Raw genomic sequence first — 18,013 nt, forward strand, 5'->3', positions numbered from 1 at the left:
ATGTCACTTTGAGTGCCCACACAGATTGTCTGATAAATTGTTAAAGAGCAGTTGCAACGCGGCTTTCAGCTCACCGTTGCGAGGTCCCGTATATTACGTTTTCCTCATTCAGAGTCAAGCGTTTATTTTCACTTTTCTCTGTCGGTTTTCAGCGTTGTTATTTACCGCTGAAACCCTGCTGACCCGGCGGCTTGCTTGCCGTTGTTCCGTGTCAGTGGAGGCGCATTATAGGGAGTTCTGGGACGTTGACAAGCCCTGTTTTCAAAAAACTTTTCAACCGTCTCTTTTTTCACCAAAGGCGGTGTCAAAACCGTAAAAAATCGCCCTTTTGCTGTTTTAACCACCGAAACAAGCCGCCAGGTGGCATACTGATGAAGTAGAAAAGAGAAAGGAACGGCATTTATGTCTATAAGCGCACAGCAGCTGGCGGCACAAAAAAACATATCCTGGGTCATCGCGGAGAAGATCGCCCAAAAAATTCTCACCGGCGAATATCCGCCAGAGAGCATTCTTCCTGGTGAAATGGAACTGGGCGAACAGTTTGGCGTGAGCCGGACGGCAGTACGAGAAGCGGTAAAAACGCTGGCAGCTAAAGGCATGCTGCTTCCGCGCCCGCGTATCGGAACTCGCGTTCTGGCACGCAGCAGCTGGAACTTTCTGGATAAAGAGCTGCTTGCCTGGTGGCTGACGGAAGATAATTTTGCCGAGGTGGTTAGCCATTTTCTGGTGATGCGCAGCAGCCTGGAGCCTCAGGCCTGTTTTCTGGCGGCGATAAACGGCACCTCCGAGCAGAAAGCGCAGCTCAATACGCTAATGGAAGAAATGATCGAGCTGAAAAGACATTTTATCCGCGAACGCTGGATTGAAGTCGATATGGCCTGGCATGAACATATTTATGCGATGAGCGGCAACCCGTTTCTCACCTCTTTCGCGTCGTTATTCCATTCGGTATATCAGACTTATTTCACCTCGATTACGCAAAATGAAGTCGTTAAACTCGATCTACACCAGGCTATTGTTGACGCCATTCAGGAAAGCGACGGTCCACGCGCGCAGCTTGCCTGCCAGACATTATTGAACACCCCAAACCACACAGGTAAATAAAGAAGGAAATGGCATGACCGGGAAGAAAGGGCTGAGTATGGCCGGACTGCCGTGGATTGCGGCCATGGCTTTCTTTATGCAGGCGCTGGACGCCACTATTCTTAATACCGCGCTTCCCGCGATTGCGCATAGCCTTGGTCACTCCCCGCTGGCGATGCAATCCGCCATTATCAGCTACACCCTGACGGTAGCGATGCTGATTCCAGTGAGCGGCTGGTTGGCCGATCGCTTTGGCACCCGCAAGGTCTTTATCGTTGCCGTTAGCCTGTTTACCCTGGGCTCCCTCGCCTGCGCGCTTTCCACTTCGCTTCCCGAATTGGTTGTCTTCCGCGTCATCCAGGGGATCGGCGGTGCAATGATGATGCCGGTTGCGCGCCTGGCGCTGTTACGCGCCTATCCGCGTAGCGAACTGCTGCCGGTACTCAACTTCGTTACCATGCCCGGACTGGTCGGCCCCATCCTCGGCCCTGTACTCGGCGGCGTGTTAGTCACCTGGGCCAGTTGGCACTGGATTTTCTTGATTAACATCCCGATTGGCATCATCGGCATTCTCTACGCCCGCAAATATATGCCGGACTTCACCACGCCCCGCCGTCGTTTCGACACCAGCGGTTTTGTGCTTTTTGGTTTAAGCCTGGTGCTGTTCTCCAGCGGTATTGAGCTCTTTGGCGAGAAAATCGTCGCCAGCTGGATAGCGCTGGCCGTCATCGCCCTGAGCGTCGTGCTCATGCTGGCCTATATTCGGCATGCTCGTCGCCATCCCACTCCGCTGATTTCGCTCTCTCTCTTTAAGACCCATACCTTCTCTGTCGGGATCGCCGGTAACCTGGCGACACGGTTAGGTACCGGCTGCGTGCCGTTCCTGATGCCGCTGATGCTACAAGTCGGTTTCGGCTACCCGGCCATTATCGCCGGCTGCATGATTGCGCCGACGGCCATCGGCTCGATAATCGCCAAGTCGACCGTCACGCAGATCCTGCGCTGGTTTGGTTATCGCAAAACGTTGGTGGGAGTCACCATCTTTATTGGTCTGATGATCGCGCAGTTTGCGCTGCAGTCGCCGGGAATGCCGCTGTGGCTGCTACTACTGCCGCTATTTGTACTGGGGATGGCGATGTCCACGCAGTTCACCTCGATGAACACCATTACGCTTGCTGATTTAACCGATGACAATGCCAGTAGCGGCAACAGCCTGCTCGCGGTAACCCAGCAGCTGTCGATTAGCCTTGGCGTAGCCATCAGCGCGGCGGTTCTGCGTTTTTATGAAGGGTTTGATAACGCCAGTACCATCGAACAATTCCACTATACCTTTATCACGATGGGTGCGATCACCGTGGTGTCAGCGTTGATGTTTATGCTGCTCAGAGCCAAAGATGGCCGCAACCTGATAACGGAGCGGCACAAGCACTAAGCTGAACCGCGAATCACCAGCTCTGGAGTGAGCTGCACGCGCTGCTGTTTTTGCCCGGGATCCGCCATGCGGTGAATCAGCACATCGATAGCGAGCTCTCCCAGTTCATCTTTAGGTTGATGAATGGTGGTGAGCGGCGGGGTCATATAGCGCGCCAGTTCAATATCGTCATACCCCACCAGCGCCATATCCTGCGGAATACGCAACCCGGACTGATACAGCGCCTGATACGCGCCGACCGCCATCGCATCATTACCGACAAAGACCGCCTGCGGCCGTGGCGTTAACGCCAGCAGTTGCTGCATCGCAGTAAAACCGCCGCCAAATTCAAAATCGCTGGTAATGACATAACCTTCGGCGACATCCAACCCGGCGCGCGCCATCGCCGCATGATAGCCCTCCAGCCGCAGTCGCGACGGCGTTTTATCCAGCGGCCCGGCAATGCAGGCAATACGGGTATGACCGCGATCGATCAGATACTGGGTCGCCATATCGCCACCGAGCAACGAATTATCCTGAATGAGATCGCTGTCGCCGTCGAACGGCGCCCAATCCATCATCACCGTCGGCACCGACGGATAACGCTGCATGATTTCCTGGGAAGGTTGATGCGTTTCGGTGCACAGCAGCAGCAGACCATCGACGCGTTTTTGCATCAGCGTTTCCAGATTGCGGTTCATCCGCTGCTCATCGCCTTCGGTATTACATAGCACCAGGCTGTAGCCGCGCTCGAAACAGCTGCGTTCCACGCCGCGCACCAGCTCCGAATAAAACGGGTTAGTACTGGCGGTGATCAGCATGCCGATGGTTCGCGTCTGATTTAACTTGAGGCTGCGCGCCAGCGCCGAAGGCGCGTAGTTAAGACTTTTGATCGCCGCATCAACTTTGGCGGTAATCGCCTCGCTGACAAAGCGGTCTTTATTAATGACGTGAGAAACGGTCGAGGTGGAAACGCCCGCGACGCGGGCCACATCCTTCATGGTAGCCAAGCATTACCCCTGTTGACGCAAGAATTCGTCGATCTCTTTGCGCCACGGCACAGACGGTTGCGCCCCCTTACGGGTGACGGCAATCGCGGCGGCGGCATGGGCAAAACGGATGGCGTCTGACACTTCACGGCCTTCCAGCAGCGCGGTGACAAATGCGCCATTAAAAGTGTCGCCAGCGGCAATCGTATCGATGGCCTGAACTTTAAATCCTGGAACCCGGCGGCTTTCGCCCTCGCAGCTTAACCAAACGCCGCGGCTGCCGAGAGTAATCATCACCGTACCAATTCCCTTCGCATGAAGCGCACTGGCGGCTTTCGCGGCATCGTCGTCGCTCTCAACGCGAATACCGGTCAGCTTTTCCGCTTCGGTTTCATTCGGCGTAATGACATCCACCAGCGCCAATAGCTCATCCGAAAGTTCACGCGCCGGTGCGGGATTGAGTACCACCGTCGTCTGATGCTCATGAGCGATTTTCGCGGCAGCCATCACGCTCTCCAGCGGCGACTCCAGCTGCATTAACAATGCCTGCGCGTTGGCGATACGTTCTTTCTCCGCCTCTACCTGAGAAACCGATAGCGCTGCATTAGCGCCGGCATGAATACCGATGACATTCTCACCTTCCGCGTTAACGAAAATTAACGCGACGCCGGTAGATTCGCCAGCAACGGCACGCACCGGAGCCACGTCGATATTATCGCTCGCGAGCTGGCGGCGGACGCGTTCGCCAATGTCGTCATCGCCGGTACAGGCGATGAAGGCAATATCCGCGCCGCTACGCCCGGCAGCCACCGCCTGGTTAGCGCCTTTACCGCCGAATGCGACCTGATAGTGGTTTCCGGTGACGGTCTCACCTGGAGTAGGGAAGGATTCAAGGTTAAGAATGTGATCGGCATTGATGCTGCCAAGGACGACAAGTTTGCCTGCGGTTTTCATCATCTTTATTCCCGGGAAAGCGCGCCACCGGACTCCGGTGGCGCATGCCCTGCTTTTCTTTTTATGTTGTCCCTCGGGCCGTTGCCGGCCCGAATCGCATTTTACTGCTTAATGACCAGTTTCAGCTCAACCGGATAGCTGGCATCCACTTTTTCGCCCTTCAGCACTTTATCAGCGGTTTCGACGCCTTTAACGCCGATCTGCTCCGGCAACTGGGCGATAGTCGCTGCCAGTTTGCCACTATTTACTGCTTTTTCGCCATCCGGAGTACCGTCAAATCCAACCACCATCACATCAGATTTTCCTGCAGTCTGCAGCGCACGCAGCGCGCCCAGCGCCATTTCGTCGTTCTGCGCAAACACCGCCTGCACGTCAGGATGCGCCGTCAGCAGGTTCTGCATCACGTTCAGACCTTTAGTACGGTCGAAGTCAGCGGGTTGGCTGGCCAGTACGTTGAACTTATGCGCCGCCACGGCCTGTTTGAAACCTTCGCCACGCTCGCGCGCCGCAGAGGTACCAGCAATACCTTGCAGCTCAATCACTTTCGCGCTTTCGCCAACTTTCTTCGCAATATAGTCGCCGGCCATTTTACCGCCCAGCACGTTATCGGAAGCAATATGGCTCACCACATCACCTTTAGAAGCCTGGCGGTCAAGGGTAATGACCGGGATTTTAGCCTGGTTCGCCATCTTCACCGCATTGCCGACAGCATCGGAGTCGGTTGGGTTAATCAGCAGCAGCTTGGCGCCACGCACCGTTAAGTCTTGTACGTTCGCCAGCTCTTTTGCCGGGTTATTCTGAGAATCCAGCACCACCAGGTTGTAACCCAGCTTATCGGCTTCTTTCTGCGCGCCGTCTTTCAGAGAAACGAAGAACGGATTATTCAGGGTAGAGATAACCAGTGCGATGGTATCTTTCGCCATCGCGTTTGCGCTAACGGTCGCGCTTAGAGCAACAGCAGAGACCAGGGTCGCCAGTTTTTTCATATTCATAGTTAAGATGTCCTGTAGAGTTCTCAGTTACTGCTTTTTGTTATCTACCAGTACCGCCAGCAAAATCACCACCGCTTTGACGATCATCTGGTAATAGGAAGAAACGCCTAAAAGGTTCAGACCATTGTTCAGGAAGCCAAGGATCAGCGCGCCAATCAGCGTGCCGACGATACGACCTTTACCACCGGCCAGGCTAGTGCCGCCAAGTACGACCGCTGCAATCGCATCTAATTCATAGCCCGTCCCCGCCGTCGGCTGCGCAGAGGAAAGACGCGCCACTTCGATGATCCCGGCCAGTGAAGCCAACATTCCGCATAACGCATAGACGATGATTTTCACTCTATTTACGCTGATGCCGGAAAGCCGCGTCGCCGCTTCATTACCGCCCAGGGCATAAATATAACGACCCAGGCGAGTATGGTGCAGCATGTACCAGGCCGCCAGGAAGACAATCGCCATAATCCATACCGGCGTAGGGATCCCCAGCGGGCGTCCGATACCGAACCAGCCGAACAGATCGGCGTTATCGCTAAAGCCGGTGTTGATCGGGCTGCCGTTGGTGTAAACCATCGTCACGCCGCGCAGCAGCAGCATCATTACCAAAGTGGCGATAAACGCCTGCACACGCCCTTTCGCGACAATCACCCCGGTCACCGCGCCAATAGCCGCACCGAGCGCCAGCGCGGCGGCAACGGCCACCAGCGCATTCACTTCGATACCGACGATAGACGCCGCGACGGCGCCGGTCAACGCCAACAGAGAACCGACGGACAGATCGATCCCCGATGTCAGAATGACCAGCGTCATCCCGACCGCCATGATGGCGTTAACGGAAGTCTGCTGCAGAATATTGAACAGGTTATTGACGGTAAAAAAGTTGGGGCTCATGGTCGAAACGATCGCGATCAGCACCAGCAGGGCGATCAGCGATTTTTGCTCCATCAGCCACGCTTTAGTGAAATAGCGGCGACCAGTAACAGCCTGGGTAGTCATCTTTTTTACTCCTGATTCACACGGTTAAGCTTGCCCACAGCGGCAGCCATCAATACTTCCTGGGTGGCCTGCTCGCGTGTGAATTCACCGCCGAGATGCCCTTCATGCATCACAATGATGCGATCGCTCATGCCCAGCACTTCCGGCATCTCCGAAGAGACGAGAATGATGCTCAGGCCATCGGCTTTAAACTGGTTAATCAGCTGGTAGATCTCTTTCTTCGCACCAACGTCGACGCCACGGGTCGGTTCATCGAGGATCAGCACTTTCGGCCGGGTCATCAGCCCGCGAGCGATAGCGACTTTTTGCTGGTTACCGCCGGAAAGCAGGCCGATTGCCTGCTCCATTGAAGGCGTCTTCACATTAAACAGCCGAATGAAATCACTGACCGCCTGCTGTTCATCTTTATGCTTAAGGCTGCCGCCCGCCCGGCTGAAGTAGCGTAGCGCGGTCAATGACATGTTTTCTTTGACCGACATTCCGAGCACCAGGCCATCACGCTTACGGTCTTCGGAGATATAGACAATGCCGTTCGCCAGGCCATCCTGCGGCGAACGGGTGACGACTTCATGGCCATCCAGCGTCACGGAACCGCTGCTACGCGGCAGCGCGCCGTACAGCACCTTCATCAGTTCAGTACGCCCGGCGCCCATCAGCCCGGCGACGCCGAGGATTTCGCCCTGACGCAGGGTAAACGTCACGTTTTCCACACCGGAGCCGCAGAGATTATCAACCTTCAGACGTACCGCGCCCGGCGCCTTATCGAGATGCGGATATTGATCTTCCAGCTTACGGCCAACCATCATCTCGATCAGTCGATCCTCATCCAGCGAAGCCACTTCGCGCTCGGCAATAAATTGCCCGTCGCGAAATACGGTGACGTCATCGCAGATTTCGAAGATCTCTTTCATGCGGTGAGAGATATAGACAATGCCGCGCCCCTGCGACTTCAATTCGCGGATGACGCGGAACAGCGATTCGGTCTCGGTATCGGTCAGGGCATCGGTGGGCTCATCCATAATGATGACCTTCGATTCGAAGCTCAGCACTTTAGCGATTTCCACCATTTGCTGATCGCCAATCGACAGATCGCCCACCAGCTTCTGGCTGTTAAAGCGTAAATTCAGCTTCGCCAGCAGCTTGTCCGCTTCGGCATACATCTTTTTCCAGTCGATTTTGCCAAAGTGGTTAACGAACTCGCGGCCGAGGAAGATGTTCTCGGCAATCGTTAATTGCGGGATCAGGTTGAGTTCCTGGTGAATGATGCCGATACCGGCTTCCTGTGAGGATTTTGGGCCGTTAAAGGTCGTTTCTTTACCTAACCACAGCAAAGAACCGGCATCACGGGTATAGATACCGGTCAGCACCTTCATCATTGTAGATTTACCGGCGCCATTTTCCCCTACCAGCGCCATCACCCGGCCGGCATAGACATTCAGCGCCGCGCCGGAGAGCGCTTTGACGCCAGGGAACGCTTTATCGATCCCTTTCAGCTGTAATAAAGCTTCCATGACGGCGACCTCAGAAAGTGACGCCGGCACAAAGAATAATATTCGCATACGGGGAACACTCCCCGCTGCGAATTACCGCCTGACTATCTGCGGTTTGTTTTTTGAACTGCTCATGACTGGTGTAACGAATTTCAATCGTATTTCCCTGGTGCTGCTGCAGCTGCTCAAGATGATTGAGCAACGTCGCGTGGAGTTGCGGATTATGGGTTTTAATCTCTTCCGCGATGAGCGCCGCCTCAACCTGCATTTCCGCCGTTACGACTTCCAGAACCTGCATAAAAGAAGGTACGCCCTGAGTAAGCGCCATATCAATGCGCGCGCTGCTGCGGGGAACCGGCAATCCGGCATCGCAAACAACCAGCGTATCGGTATGACCGAGGCGGGAGATAACGGAAGAAATATCAGCGTTAAGTACGGTGCCTTTTTTCATTTTGTCTCTTTTGCTCCACTAGCGAAACGTTTCGCTGCCCTAAGTATTGTCAATCAGCGAACAGAAAACCACCGGCAGAAGAGAGAAATGTGATCGCCATCGAAACGTTTCGCAACGCGGGGACAAGAAGTTACATCAAGATGTGAGAGACAAAAAAGCCCTTCATTATTGAAGGGCTTTTTGACATCAGATTTCCACCTGCGTACCGAGCTCAATAACCCGGTTAGGAGGGATTTCAAACTGATCCGGCGCGCGCAGGGCGTTACGCTGCAGCAGCAGATACAGCTTGCCACGCAGGCGCAGATACCATGGCCGTTTGCCAATAATCAGCGACTCATGGGACATAAAGAACGACGTTTCCATCATTCGGCAGCTCAACCCTTCCAGGCCGCAGCGATGGAACACCTCTTCGACGTTCGGCGTTTCACGCCAGCCATAGCTTGCCACGACGCGCCAGAACGACGGCGACAGTTGCTCAATCTGCACGCGGCGAACGTTATGCACATACGGGGCATCTTCGGTACGCAGAGTCAGCAGGATCACGCGTTCATGCAGCACCTTGTTGTGTTTCAGGTTATGCAGCAGAGCAAAAGGGATCACGTTCAGGGCGCGAGACATATAGACCGCGGTACCCGGTACGCGCACCGGCGGCGATTTCTCCAGCGAGGAGATCATCGCTTCCAGCGAGTTGCCATGCTCGTGCATCCGGCGCAGCAGGCGGAAACGCTCGCTCTTCCAGGTGGTCATCACCGTAAACATCACCAGGCCCAGCGATAACGGCAACCAGCCGCCGGAGACGATTTTATCGAGGTTCGCCGAGAACAGCGGAATATCGATACACAGGAAGGCCACCAGCATCAGGCCGACAAACAGCTTATTCCAGTGCCAGTTTTTGCGCGCCACGGTCGCCGAAAGAATGGAGGTCAACACCATGGTGCCCGTTACCGCAATACCGTACGCCGCCGCCAGATTAGAAGAGTGCTCGAAGCTGACAATGACGATGACCACAGAAACGTACAGCAGCCAGTTAATGAACGGGATGTAAATCTGCCCGGACTCCATTTCCGAAGTATGGATAATGCGCATTGGTGACAGATAGCCCAGACGCACGGCCTGGCGAGTCAGCGAGAAGACCCCGGAAATCACCGCCTGCGAGGCGATAACCGTCGCCAGGGTCGCGATAATCAGCATCGGGATCAGCGCCCATTCCGGCGCCAGCAGGAAGAACGGGTTTTTAATGGCTTCCGGGTGCTTCAGCAGCAGCGCACCCTGGCCAAAATAGTTAAGCACCAGTGATGGCAGCACCACCGAGAACCACGCCACGCGAATCGGTAGTTTGCCGAAGTGGCCCATATCAGCATACAGCGCTTCCACACCGGTAATCGACAGCACCACCGCGCCAAGCGCAATAAAGGATACCGTTTTGTACTGCAGGAAGAAATGTACCGCCCAGTAAGGGTTCAGCGCCTGCAGAACTTCCGGGTTATCGAGGATACTGCGAGCGCCAAGCACCGCCAGCAACAGGAACCAGATCAGCATAATTGGCGCGAACAGCTTGCCGACCATCCCGGTACCGTGTTTTTGAATAGCAAATAGCAGGGTCAGCACAATAATGGAGATGGGGACAATCCAGGTATCCAGCTGTGGGGCGATAATTTCCAACCCCTCTATCGCCGACATCACCGATATTGCCGGGGTTATTACTACTTCACCATAGAAGAAGCTACCGCCAATCAGGCCGAGGATCACCAACACGGAGGTCATCTTTGCCGAGGTGTTGCGCCCCGCCAGTGACATCAGCGTTAAGATCCCGCCCTCGCCGGCGTTATCCGCCCGCATCACGAAGGTGATGTATTTAATTGATACGGTAAAGATCAACAGCCAGAAAATCAGCGACAGAAAGCCAAACACCGCATCGCGTTCAACGCCAAAGCCAAACTGGCCTGACAGACATTCGCGAAGAGTATACAGTGGGCTGGTACCGATATCGCCGTAAACCACGCCGATTGCCGCCAGCGTTATTGCCGGCAACGATTGTTTATTATCAGTGCTCATAGACTAGTCTTTTCGTTTATAAAACAAATGTGTGCCTAGTCCCTTGGCCCACAAAAAGCGCACAGTATGCACGATTATTTGCTGAATCGTACCCCTAACTGACACCATATTAACTTAGCTCAAAGAAAATAAATCGATTCTTCAGGCTATTACCACCCCTAATCAAACATCTATACTCGACGCAATAACGACACACGACAAAGCACGCAACTCTATTATGGCTCAATCACATTTACTGGCAGAAAGAATTTCCCGACTTAGCGCCGCCCTGGAAAAAGGACTCTTTGAACGCAGCCACGCAATACGTCTGTGCCTGCTGGCTGCGCTCAGCGGCGAGAGCGTATTCCTGCTGGGTCCACCCGGCATCGCGAAAAGCCTGATCGCCCGCCGGCTTAAGTTCGCTTTCAAGCAGGCGCGCGCTTTCGAATATCTGATGACCCGCTTCTCCACCCCGGAAGAAGTTTTCGGCCCGCTGTCTATTCAGGCGCTCAAAGATGAAGGGCGCTATGAGCGTTTAACGGCAGGCTATCTACCAGAGGCGGAAATCGTCTTCCTGGATGAAATCTGGAAAGCCGGCCCGGCTATCCTTAATACCCTGCTGACGGCCATCAACGAACGCCACTTCCGCAACGGCGCCCATGAAGAGAAAATCCCGATGCGCCTGCTGGTTGCGGCGTCGAACGAACTTCCCGAAGCGGATAACAGCCTCGAAGCCTTATATGACCGCATGCTGATCCGCCTGTGGCTGGATAAAGTGCAGGATAAAACTAACTTCCGCTCGATGCTGGTGAGCCAACAGGATGAAAACAGCAATCCGGTTCCCGAAAACCTGCAAATCAGCACCGAAGAGTTCACCCAGTGGCAGCATGACATTGGTACCGTGAAGTTGCCGGACAATGTCTTCGAGCTGGTTTTCCAACTGCGCCAACAATTAGATGCCTTGCCTAATGCGCCTTACGTTTCCGATCGCCGCTGGAAAAAAGCCATCCGTCTGCTGCAGGCCAGCGCCTTCTTTAGCGGCCGCGACGCCATCGCCCCTATCGACCTGATCCTGTTGAAAGATTGCCTGTGGCATAACATCGAAAGCATGAATCTGATGTCTCAGCAGTTGGAATCCCTGATGACCAGCCATGCCTGGGGCCAGCAGGCGATGCTGACTAAACTGGGCGCTATCATCCAACGCCGCATCCAAATCCAGCAGCAGCACAGCGATAAAACCGCGCTTAAAGTCACGCGCGTGGGCGGCATGTTCAGCCGTAAGCCGCATTATGAACTGCCGGACGGAATTGAAGGCGAGACGTTGACGCTGCTTCTCCAGCAACCGCTGAAATTGCACGATCTCGAAGTCATTCATATCGCCTTCGAACGCGAAGCGCTGGTCAACTGGCTGGAAAAAGGCGGCGAGATCCGCGGCAAGCTCAACGGCATCGGTTTTGCCCAGCCATTGACGATGGATGTCGATGCCAGCCAGCACCTGGTGGTGCGCGACGTCAGCCTGCAAGGCTCGCGCCTGTCGCTGCCAGGCAGCGAATCTCAGGAAAATATGCCTGCCGAGATCCGCCAGCAGCTGGAAGCGCTGGATGACGAGTGGCACCAGCAACATAACCGCTTTAGCGAACAGCAAAAATGCCTGTTTATTCCCGGCGACTGGCTGGGGCGTATCGAAGCCAGCCTGCAGGACGTCGGCGCGCAAATTAAACAGGCGCGCCAGCCATGACGCTCGACATGCTGAATGTCATGCTGGCGGTCAGCGAAGAAGGGATGATCGAGGAGATGCTGCTGGCGCTGCTGGCCTCTCCTCAACTGGCGGTGTTCTTTGAAAAATTTCCGCGGCTGAAAAATATCATCGCCGCCGATATTCCGCGCTGGCGAGAAGCGGTTCGCGCCCGGCTCAAAGAGACGCAAATCCCTCCTGAACTGGACGCCGAAGTGCAGATCTATCAGCAGGCTCAGCTGCTTTCAACGTCGCAATTTATTGTGCAACTGCCGCAGATCCTCGGCAAGCTGCATAAGCTACAGTCGCCCTTTGCCGCTCAGGCGCAGCAGCTGGTGGACGATAACGCGACCTTCACCCCAGCGCTACATACTCTGTTCTTACAACGCTGGCGCTTAAGCCTCGTGGTACAGACCACCACCCTCAACCAGCACCTATTAGACGATGAGCGCGATCAGCTGCTCAGCGAGGTGCAGGAACGAATGACGCTCAGCGGGCAGCTAGAGCCGGTGCTGGTGGAAAACGACAACGCCGCCGGCCGCCTGTGGGATATGAGCGCCGGCGAGCTTAAACGTGGCGATTATCAGCTGATCGTGCGCTATGGCGATTTTCTCAGCCAACAGCCGGAACTGATGCAGCTTGCTGAGCAGTTGGGCAGATCGCGGGAAGCCAAACTGGTGCCGAAGAAAGATGCGCCGATGGAGACCTTCCGCGCGATGGTTCGTGAACCGGCAACGGTACCAGAGCAGGTCGATGGCCTGCAGCAAAGCGACGATATTCTACGTCTATTGCCGCCAGAGTTGGCAACGCTCGGCATCACCGAACTGGAGTTCGAGTTCTACCGTAAGCTGGTGGAAAAACAGTTGTTAACCTATCGCCTGCACGGCGACGCATGGCGGGAGAAAATAACCGAACGCCCGGTAACCCGGCAGGATTTTGATGAGCAGCCGCGGGGGCCATTTATTGTCTGCGTAGATACCTCAGGTTCGATGGGCGGCTTTAACGAGCAATGCGCTAAAGCCTTTTGTCTGGCGCTGATGCGCGTCGCGCTGGCGGATAACCGTCGCTGCTACATCATGCTGTTCTCCAGCGAAGTGGTGCACTACGAGCTAACCGGCCCGCAGGGGCTTGAACAGGCGATCCGTTTTTTAAGCCAGCGTTTTCGCGGCGGCACCGATCTGGCCAGCTGTTTTCGCGCGATCGTTGAACGTTTGCAAAGCCCGCAATGGGTCGATGCCGATGCGGTGGTGATTTCCGATTTTATCGCCCAGCGGTTGCCGGATGAGGTGGTCAATAAGGTGGGGGAGTTGCAGCACAAACATCAGCACCGTTTTCACGCGGTGGCGATGTCGGTACACGGCAAACCCGGCATCATGCGCATCTTCGATCATATCTGGCGCTTTGATACCGGATTGCGTAGCCGCCTGCTGCGTCGCTGGCGGCGTTAAACTTTACAACAGAGCGGCGACGCTTTCACGCACCTGCGTGGGCCATACGCCGCACTGTACCTGGCCGATATGGTCAAGCTGCAGCAACAGCATGGTTAAACGCGACTGGCCAATACCGCCGCCAATGGTCTGCGGCATTTCGCCGCGCAGCAGCGCCTGGTGCCATTCCAGCTGCAGACGGTCTTCATCGCCGGTCACCGCCAACTGGCGCTTCAGCGCCTCGGCGTCAACACGGATCCCCATAGAGGAAAGCTCAAAAGCGTCTTCCAGCACCGGGTTCCACACCAGGATATCGCCGTTCAGGCCGGCAAAACCTTCCGCCGATGGCGAGCTCCAGTCATCGTAATCCGGCGCGCGAACATCGTGGCGCTTGCCGTCAGACAGTTTACCGCCGATACCGATTAAGAAGACGGCGCCAAGCTCTTTAGCGATCGCCCGCTCGCGGCCTTTGGCATCCAGACCCGGATAACGGCTCAGCAACTCCTGACTGTGAATAAAGTGGATCTGTTCCGGCAGGAATGGCGTCAGACCAAATTCCTGACTTACCGCCAGCTCGGTGGCTTTGATCCCGGCGTAGATCGCCTCAACGGTCGCTTTCAACGTGCCAGTATGGCGTTCGCCGTCGCCCATGACGCGTTCCCAGTCCCACTGGTCAACGTAAACGGAGTGAATTGGGGTGAGGCGGTCTTCATCGGGGCGAAGGGCCTTCATGTGCGTGTACAGCCCTTCGCCCGCGCTGAAGTCGTGTTGTCCCAGGGTTTGACGCTTCCACTTCGCCAGTGAATGAACCACTTCGAATTGGGCGTCTGGCAGTGTTTTCACTTTTACCTGAACCGCTTTCTCGCAGCCGGACAAGTTGTCCTGCGTCCCATCTCCTACGCGGCTTAAGATCGGCGCCTGCACTTCAATCAGGCCAAGCTTCTCTTCCAGCTGACGGGAAAAATGGGATTTAACGAAACTAATCTGGCGTTGTTTTGCGATGTATGCGGTTTTCATTTTTTATTACTCCTGCGTCCTGTTGATATTGATTAAGCAACAGAAATGGCACTGAATTCAATAATCAATCAATAAAAAGACGCCTTGAGTTTTGATTCATTAAATTAAAAAGCTAAAATAGAAAGAATCATCAAACATCATAAGAAAAAACAATGGAAAATTATCAGATCGACAATCTGGACCGCGGCATTCTTGATGCCCTAATGGCGAATGCGCGCACCGCTTACGCCGAACTGGCCAAACAGTTCGGCGTGAGTCCAGGTACGATTCACGTACGCGTAGAGAAAATGAAACAGGCGGGCATAATTACGGGGGCGCGAATCGACGTCAGCCCGAAACAGCTCGGTTATGACGTCGGCTGCTTCATCGGCATTATTCTTAAGAGCGCCAAAGACTATCCTTCCGCTCTCGCCCGGCTGGAGAGCCTGGAGGAGGTGACCGAGGCTTACTACACCACCGGCCACTACAGCATCTTTATTAAGGTGATGTGTAAATCTATCGATGCCCTGCAGCAGGTACTTATCAACAAGATCCAAACAATCGATGAAATTCAGTCCACTGAAACCCTGATCGTGCTGCAAAACCCGATCATGCGTACTATCAAGCCCTGATCGTTTTTTTTAATCCCACATTTTTCCACAGGTAGATCCCAGCTCGCTCACAGCGTACAATACGCCACTCAGAATAGTTGAGCGAGCGATCGGCGATCATGGCAGACATTACACTTATCAGCGGCAGCACCCTGGGCAGTGCGGAATATGTAGCAGAACATCTGGCAGAAAAGCTGGAAGAAGCGGGCTACAGCACTGATATCCAGCACGGTCCGCTGGTTGACGATCTGCAGGCTGAAGGGATCTGGTTAGTTATCTCTTCTACCCATGGCGCCGGCGATATTCCGGACAACCTGGTCCCCTTTTATGAAGCGTTGCTGGAGAAGCAGGCCGATCTTTCTGCCGTTCGCTTTGGCGCGGTGGGTATCGGTAGCCGCGAATATGACACTTTTTGCGGCGCAATCGACAAACTCGAAGCGGCATTAAAGGCCAACGGGGCAAAACAGATCGGTGAAACGCTGAAAATTAATGTCCTCGAACACGAGATTCCTGAAGATCCGGCCGAGGTTTGGGTGGGATCCTGGAAAGATTTACTCTGAGTTTTGTAAAGATCCGCAGCTTCTTCTGTGGATAACCCTGCTCAAAAGCTTGGATCAACCGGTAGTTATCCAAAGAATAACCGGAGTATGCTTTTTGAGCTGTGCATAACCCTTCATTCTGATCCCAGCTTATACGGAACAGGATCACCGATCATTCACAGATTGCGATCCTTCTTAAGCGTTTGATCTTAAACAGTGGATCCGACTTATCCACAAAGAGAGTCGATCCTAATAAGAGATCACAATAGAACAGATCTCTAAATAAAAGATCTTCTTTTTAATACTCAGGATCCCGACCCCTTTCTCGAAAGAGCAAAGTTGAGTAGAATCCACGGCCCGGGCTTCAATCCATTTTCAAACCGCGTTATGCGAGGCAGATCACCATGTTTTATCAGGATCCTTTTGACGTCATCATCATTGGCGGGGGTCATGCAGGCACTGAGGCCGCGATGGCAGCAGCGCGAATGGGCCAACAAACCCTGCTTTTGACACACAATATCGACACGCTGGGGCAGATGAGCTGCAACCCGGCGATTGGCGGCATTGGGAAGGGACACCTGGTAAAAGAAGTGGACGCGCTCGGTGGTCTGATGGCGAAAGCGATCGATCAGGCAGGTATTCAGTTTAGGATACTAAACGGTAGCAAAGGACCAGCTGTTCGTGCGACCCGCGCCCAGGCCGACCGCGTGCTGTATCGCCAGGCGGTACGCACCGCGCTGGAGAACCAGCCGAACCTGATGATCTTCCAGCAGGCGGTAGAAGATCTGATTGTCGAAAACGATCGTGTCGTCGGCGCGGTGACCCAAATGGGCCTCAAGTTCCGCGCTAAGTCGGTGGTACTAACCGTCGGCACCTTCCTGGATGGCAAAATCCACATTGGGCTGGACAACTACAGCGGCGGTCGCGCCGGCGATCCGCCGTCGATCCCGCTGTCTCGCCGTCTGCGTGAACTGCCGCTGCGCGTAAGCCGCCTGAAAACGGGTACTCCGCCGCGTATTGACGCACGCACCATCGATTTTAGCGTGCTGGCGCAACAGCACGGCGATAACCCGATGCCGGTCTTCTCGTTTATGGGTTCCGCGGATCAACATCCGCGCCAGGTACCGTGCTATATCACGCACACCAACGAGAAAACCCATGATGTGATCCGCAGCAACCTCGATCGCAGCCCCATGTACGCCGGGGTGATTGAAGGTATCGGCCCACGTTACTGCCCGTCGATCGAAGACAAAGTCATGCGCTTTGCCGATCGCAACCAGCATCAGATCTTCCTTGAACCAGAAGGGCTGACTTCAAACGAAATTTATCCAAACGGTATCTCCACCAGCCTGCCGTTTGATGTACAAATGCAAATCGTCCGCTCAATGCAGGGGATGGAAAACGCGAAGATCGTTCGCCCTGGCTATGCCATTGAGTACGATTTCTTTGACCCGCGTGACCTGAAGCCGACGCTGGAGAGCAAATACATTCAGGGTCTGTTCTTCGCCGGCCAGATTAACGGCACTACCGGTTATGAAGAAGCCGCCGCACAGGGTTTGCTTGCCGGTCTTAATGCCGCCCGCTTCTCAGCGGAAAAAGAGGGTTGGGCGCCGCGTCGCGATCAGGCCTACCTTGGCGTGCTGGTGGACGATCTGTGCACACTTGGCACCAAAGAACCGTACCGCATGTTTACCTCCCGTGCGGAATATCGCTTGATGCTGCGTGAAGACAACGCCGATCTGCGCCTGACCGAACAGGGGCGTGAGCTGGGGCTGGTGGACGATGAGCGCTGGGCGCGTTTCAACGAGAAACTGGAAAGCATTGAGCGTGAACGCCAACGCCTGAAAACCAGCTGGGTCAACCCGCTGGCGGAAAGCGCTGCCGAAGTGAACGCTCACCTGACCGCGCCGCTATCGCGTGAAGCCAGCGGCGAAGATCTGCTGCGTCGTCCGGAAATGACCTACGAACAGCTGGTTCAGCTTTCTCCGTTCGCGCCGGGCCTGCAGGATCAACAGGCGGCAGAGCAGGTTGAGATTCAGGTTAAGTACGAAGGCTATATCGCTCGTCAGCAGGACGAAATCGAAAAGCAGCAGCGCAACGAGAATACTTTGCTGCCGGCAACGCTCGATTACCGTCAGGTATCCGGCCTGTCCAACGAGGTTATTGCCAAGCTGAACGACCATAAACCGTCATCGATCGGCCAGGCATCGCGTATTTCCGGGATTACCCCGGCGGCAATTTCTATTTTGCTGGTGTGGCTGAAAAAGCAGGGGATGCTGCGCCGCAGCGCCTGATAATCGTCAGAGCG

Annotated in this window: 15 protein-coding genes; 7 read left to right on the forward strand and 8 right to left on the reverse strand. The window is 54.8% G+C overall.

The features are described from left to right. Window positions 1–402 precede the first annotated feature (402 nt). The gene (locus tag ABLV08_RS15390) at window positions 403–1,104 is read left to right on the forward strand and encodes a FadR/GntR family transcriptional regulator (protein ID WP_015368986.1); all 702 of its coding nucleotides are present in this window, start codon (window positions 403–405) and stop codon (window positions 1,102–1,104) included. Between the two features lie 13 nt (window positions 1,105–1,117). Then, entirely contained in the window at window positions 1,118–2,515 is a 1,398-nt protein-coding gene (mdtD, locus tag ABLV08_RS15395; protein WP_015368987.1) for a multidrug transporter subunit MdtD, read from the forward strand. Here the strand turns inward: mdtD and rbsR are convergent. The 7 genes from rbsR to kup form a co-directional block, all read right to left on the reverse strand. Beyond that, a complete protein-coding gene (rbsR, locus tag ABLV08_RS15400; RefSeq protein WP_072206472.1) occupies window positions 2,512–3,504 on the reverse strand; it encodes a ribose operon transcriptional repressor RbsR in 993 nt (330 codons plus the stop codon). The two genes, mdtD and rbsR, sit on opposite strands and share 4 nt — an antisense overlap. A gap of 3 nt (window positions 3,505–3,507) precedes the next feature. Then, window positions 3,508–4,440: a ribokinase gene (gene rbsK / locus ABLV08_RS15405; protein ID WP_162184124.1), complete on the reverse strand. Its 933-nt coding sequence runs from the start codon at window positions 4,438–4,440 to the stop codon at window positions 3,508–3,510. 98 nt (window positions 4,441–4,538) lie between these two features. Continuing rightward, window positions 4,539–5,429, reverse strand: coding sequence for a ribose ABC transporter substrate-binding protein RbsB (rbsB, locus tag ABLV08_RS15410; protein ID WP_015368990.1), 891 nt, complete (start codon window positions 5,427–5,429; stop codon window positions 4,539–4,541). Between the two features lie 27 nt (window positions 5,430–5,456). Next, window positions 5,457–6,422 carry a ribose ABC transporter permease gene (rbsC, locus tag ABLV08_RS15415; protein ID WP_015368991.1) on the reverse strand — a complete coding sequence of 322 codons (966 nt, stop codon included), beginning with the start codon at window positions 6,420–6,422 and terminating at the stop codon, window positions 5,457–5,459. Between the two features lie 5 nt (window positions 6,423–6,427). Further along, entirely contained in the window at window positions 6,428–7,933 is a 1,506-nt protein-coding gene (rbsA, locus tag ABLV08_RS15420) for a ribose ABC transporter ATP-binding protein RbsA (RefSeq protein ID WP_020077611.1), read from the reverse strand. A gap of 10 nt (window positions 7,934–7,943) precedes the next feature. Continuing rightward, a complete protein-coding gene (rbsD, locus tag ABLV08_RS15425) occupies window positions 7,944–8,363 on the reverse strand; it encodes a D-ribose pyranase (protein ID WP_045362075.1) in 420 nt (139 codons plus the stop codon). A gap of 186 nt (window positions 8,364–8,549) precedes the next feature. Continuing rightward, window positions 8,550–10,418 (reverse strand): low affinity potassium transporter Kup, encoded by a 1,869-nt coding sequence (gene kup / locus ABLV08_RS15430; RefSeq protein WP_015368994.1) that lies wholly within the window; start codon window positions 10,416–10,418, stop codon window positions 8,550–8,552. Window positions 10,419–10,635: 217 nt separating this feature from the next. Between kup and ravA the strand changes: the two genes are divergently transcribed. Beyond that, window positions 10,636–12,135: an ATPase RavA gene (gene ravA / locus ABLV08_RS15435; RefSeq protein WP_020077612.1), complete on the forward strand. Its 1,500-nt coding sequence runs from the start codon at window positions 10,636–10,638 to the stop codon at window positions 12,133–12,135. Further along, window positions 12,132–13,580, forward strand: coding sequence for an ATPase RavA stimulator ViaA (viaA, locus tag ABLV08_RS15440; protein ID WP_015703920.1), 1,449 nt, complete (start codon window positions 12,132–12,134; stop codon window positions 13,578–13,580). Before ravA ends, viaA begins: the two co-directional genes overlap by 4 nt. A 3-nt stretch (window positions 13,581–13,583) precedes the next feature. On the opposite strand, the gene asnA is transcribed toward viaA, so the two are convergent. Then, the gene (asnA, locus tag ABLV08_RS15445; protein ID WP_015368997.1) at window positions 13,584–14,576 is read right to left on the reverse strand and encodes an aspartate--ammonia ligase; all 993 of its coding nucleotides are present in this window, start codon (window positions 14,574–14,576) and stop codon (window positions 13,584–13,586) included. A 152-nt stretch (window positions 14,577–14,728) separates the two neighbouring features. On the opposite strand from asnA, the gene asnC reads away from it, so the two are divergent. From asnC to mnmG, 3 genes are all read left to right on the forward strand, one after another. After that, the gene (gene asnC, locus ABLV08_RS15450; protein ID WP_015368998.1) at window positions 14,729–15,187 is read left to right on the forward strand and encodes a transcriptional regulator AsnC; all 459 of its coding nucleotides are present in this window, start codon (window positions 14,729–14,731) and stop codon (window positions 15,185–15,187) included. Between the two features lie 98 nt (window positions 15,188–15,285). Further along, window positions 15,286–15,726, forward strand: a complete 441-nt coding sequence (gene mioC / locus ABLV08_RS15455) for an FMN-binding protein MioC (protein ID WP_015368999.1) — start codon at window positions 15,286–15,288, stop codon at window positions 15,724–15,726. A 383-nt stretch (window positions 15,727–16,109) separates the two neighbouring features. After that, on the forward strand, window positions 16,110–17,999 hold the full coding sequence (mnmG, locus tag ABLV08_RS15460; protein ID WP_015369000.1) for a tRNA uridine-5-carboxymethylaminomethyl(34) synthesis enzyme MnmG: 1,890 nt from the start codon (window positions 16,110–16,112) through the stop codon (window positions 17,997–17,999). Window positions 18,000–18,013: the final 14 nt, after the last annotated feature.

This window comes from Klebsiella sp. CN_Kp088, assembly GCF_040064335.1.
Classification (GTDB): Bacteria; Pseudomonadota; Gammaproteobacteria; order Enterobacterales; family Enterobacteriaceae; genus Klebsiella; species Klebsiella aerogenes.

Coding starts and splice junctions, on each gene's coding strand:
- ABLV08_RS15390 (WP_015368986.1), top strand. CDS start 403: ATGTCTATAAGCGCACAGCAGCTGGCGGCACAAAAAAACATATCCTGG.
- mdtD (WP_015368987.1), top strand. CDS start 1,118: ATGACCGGGAAGAAAGGGCTGAGTATGGCCGGACTGCCGTGGATTGCG.
- rbsK (WP_162184124.1), bottom strand. CDS start 4,440: ATGATGAAAACCGCAGGCAAACTTGTCGTCCTTGGCAGCATCAATGCC.
- rbsB (WP_015368990.1), bottom strand. CDS start 5,429: ATGAATATGAAAAAACTGGCGACCCTGGTCTCTGCTGTTGCTCTAAGC.
- rbsC (WP_015368991.1), bottom strand. CDS start 6,422: ATGACTACCCAGGCTGTTACTGGTCGCCGCTATTTCACTAAAGCGTGG.
- rbsA (WP_020077611.1), bottom strand. CDS start 7,933: ATGGAAGCTTTATTACAGCTGAAAGGGATCGATAAAGCGTTCCCTGGC.
- rbsD (WP_045362075.1), bottom strand. CDS start 8,363: ATGAAAAAAGGCACCGTACTTAACGCTGATATTTCTTCCGTTATCTCC.
- kup (WP_015368994.1), bottom strand. CDS start 10,418: ATGAGCACTGATAATAAACAATCGTTGCCGGCAATAACGCTGGCGGCA.
- ravA (WP_020077612.1), top strand. CDS start 10,636: ATGGCTCAATCACATTTACTGGCAGAAAGAATTTCCCGACTTAGCGCC.
- viaA (WP_015703920.1), top strand. CDS start 12,132: ATGACGCTCGACATGCTGAATGTCATGCTGGCGGTCAGCGAAGAAGGG.
- asnA (WP_015368997.1), bottom strand. CDS start 14,576: ATGAAAACCGCATACATCGCAAAACAACGCCAGATTAGTTTCGTTAAA.
- asnC (WP_015368998.1), top strand. CDS start 14,729: ATGGAAAATTATCAGATCGACAATCTGGACCGCGGCATTCTTGATGCC.
- mioC (WP_015368999.1), top strand. CDS start 15,286: ATGGCAGACATTACACTTATCAGCGGCAGCACCCTGGGCAGTGCGGAA.
- mnmG (WP_015369000.1), top strand. CDS start 16,110: ATGTTTTATCAGGATCCTTTTGACGTCATCATCATTGGCGGGGGTCAT.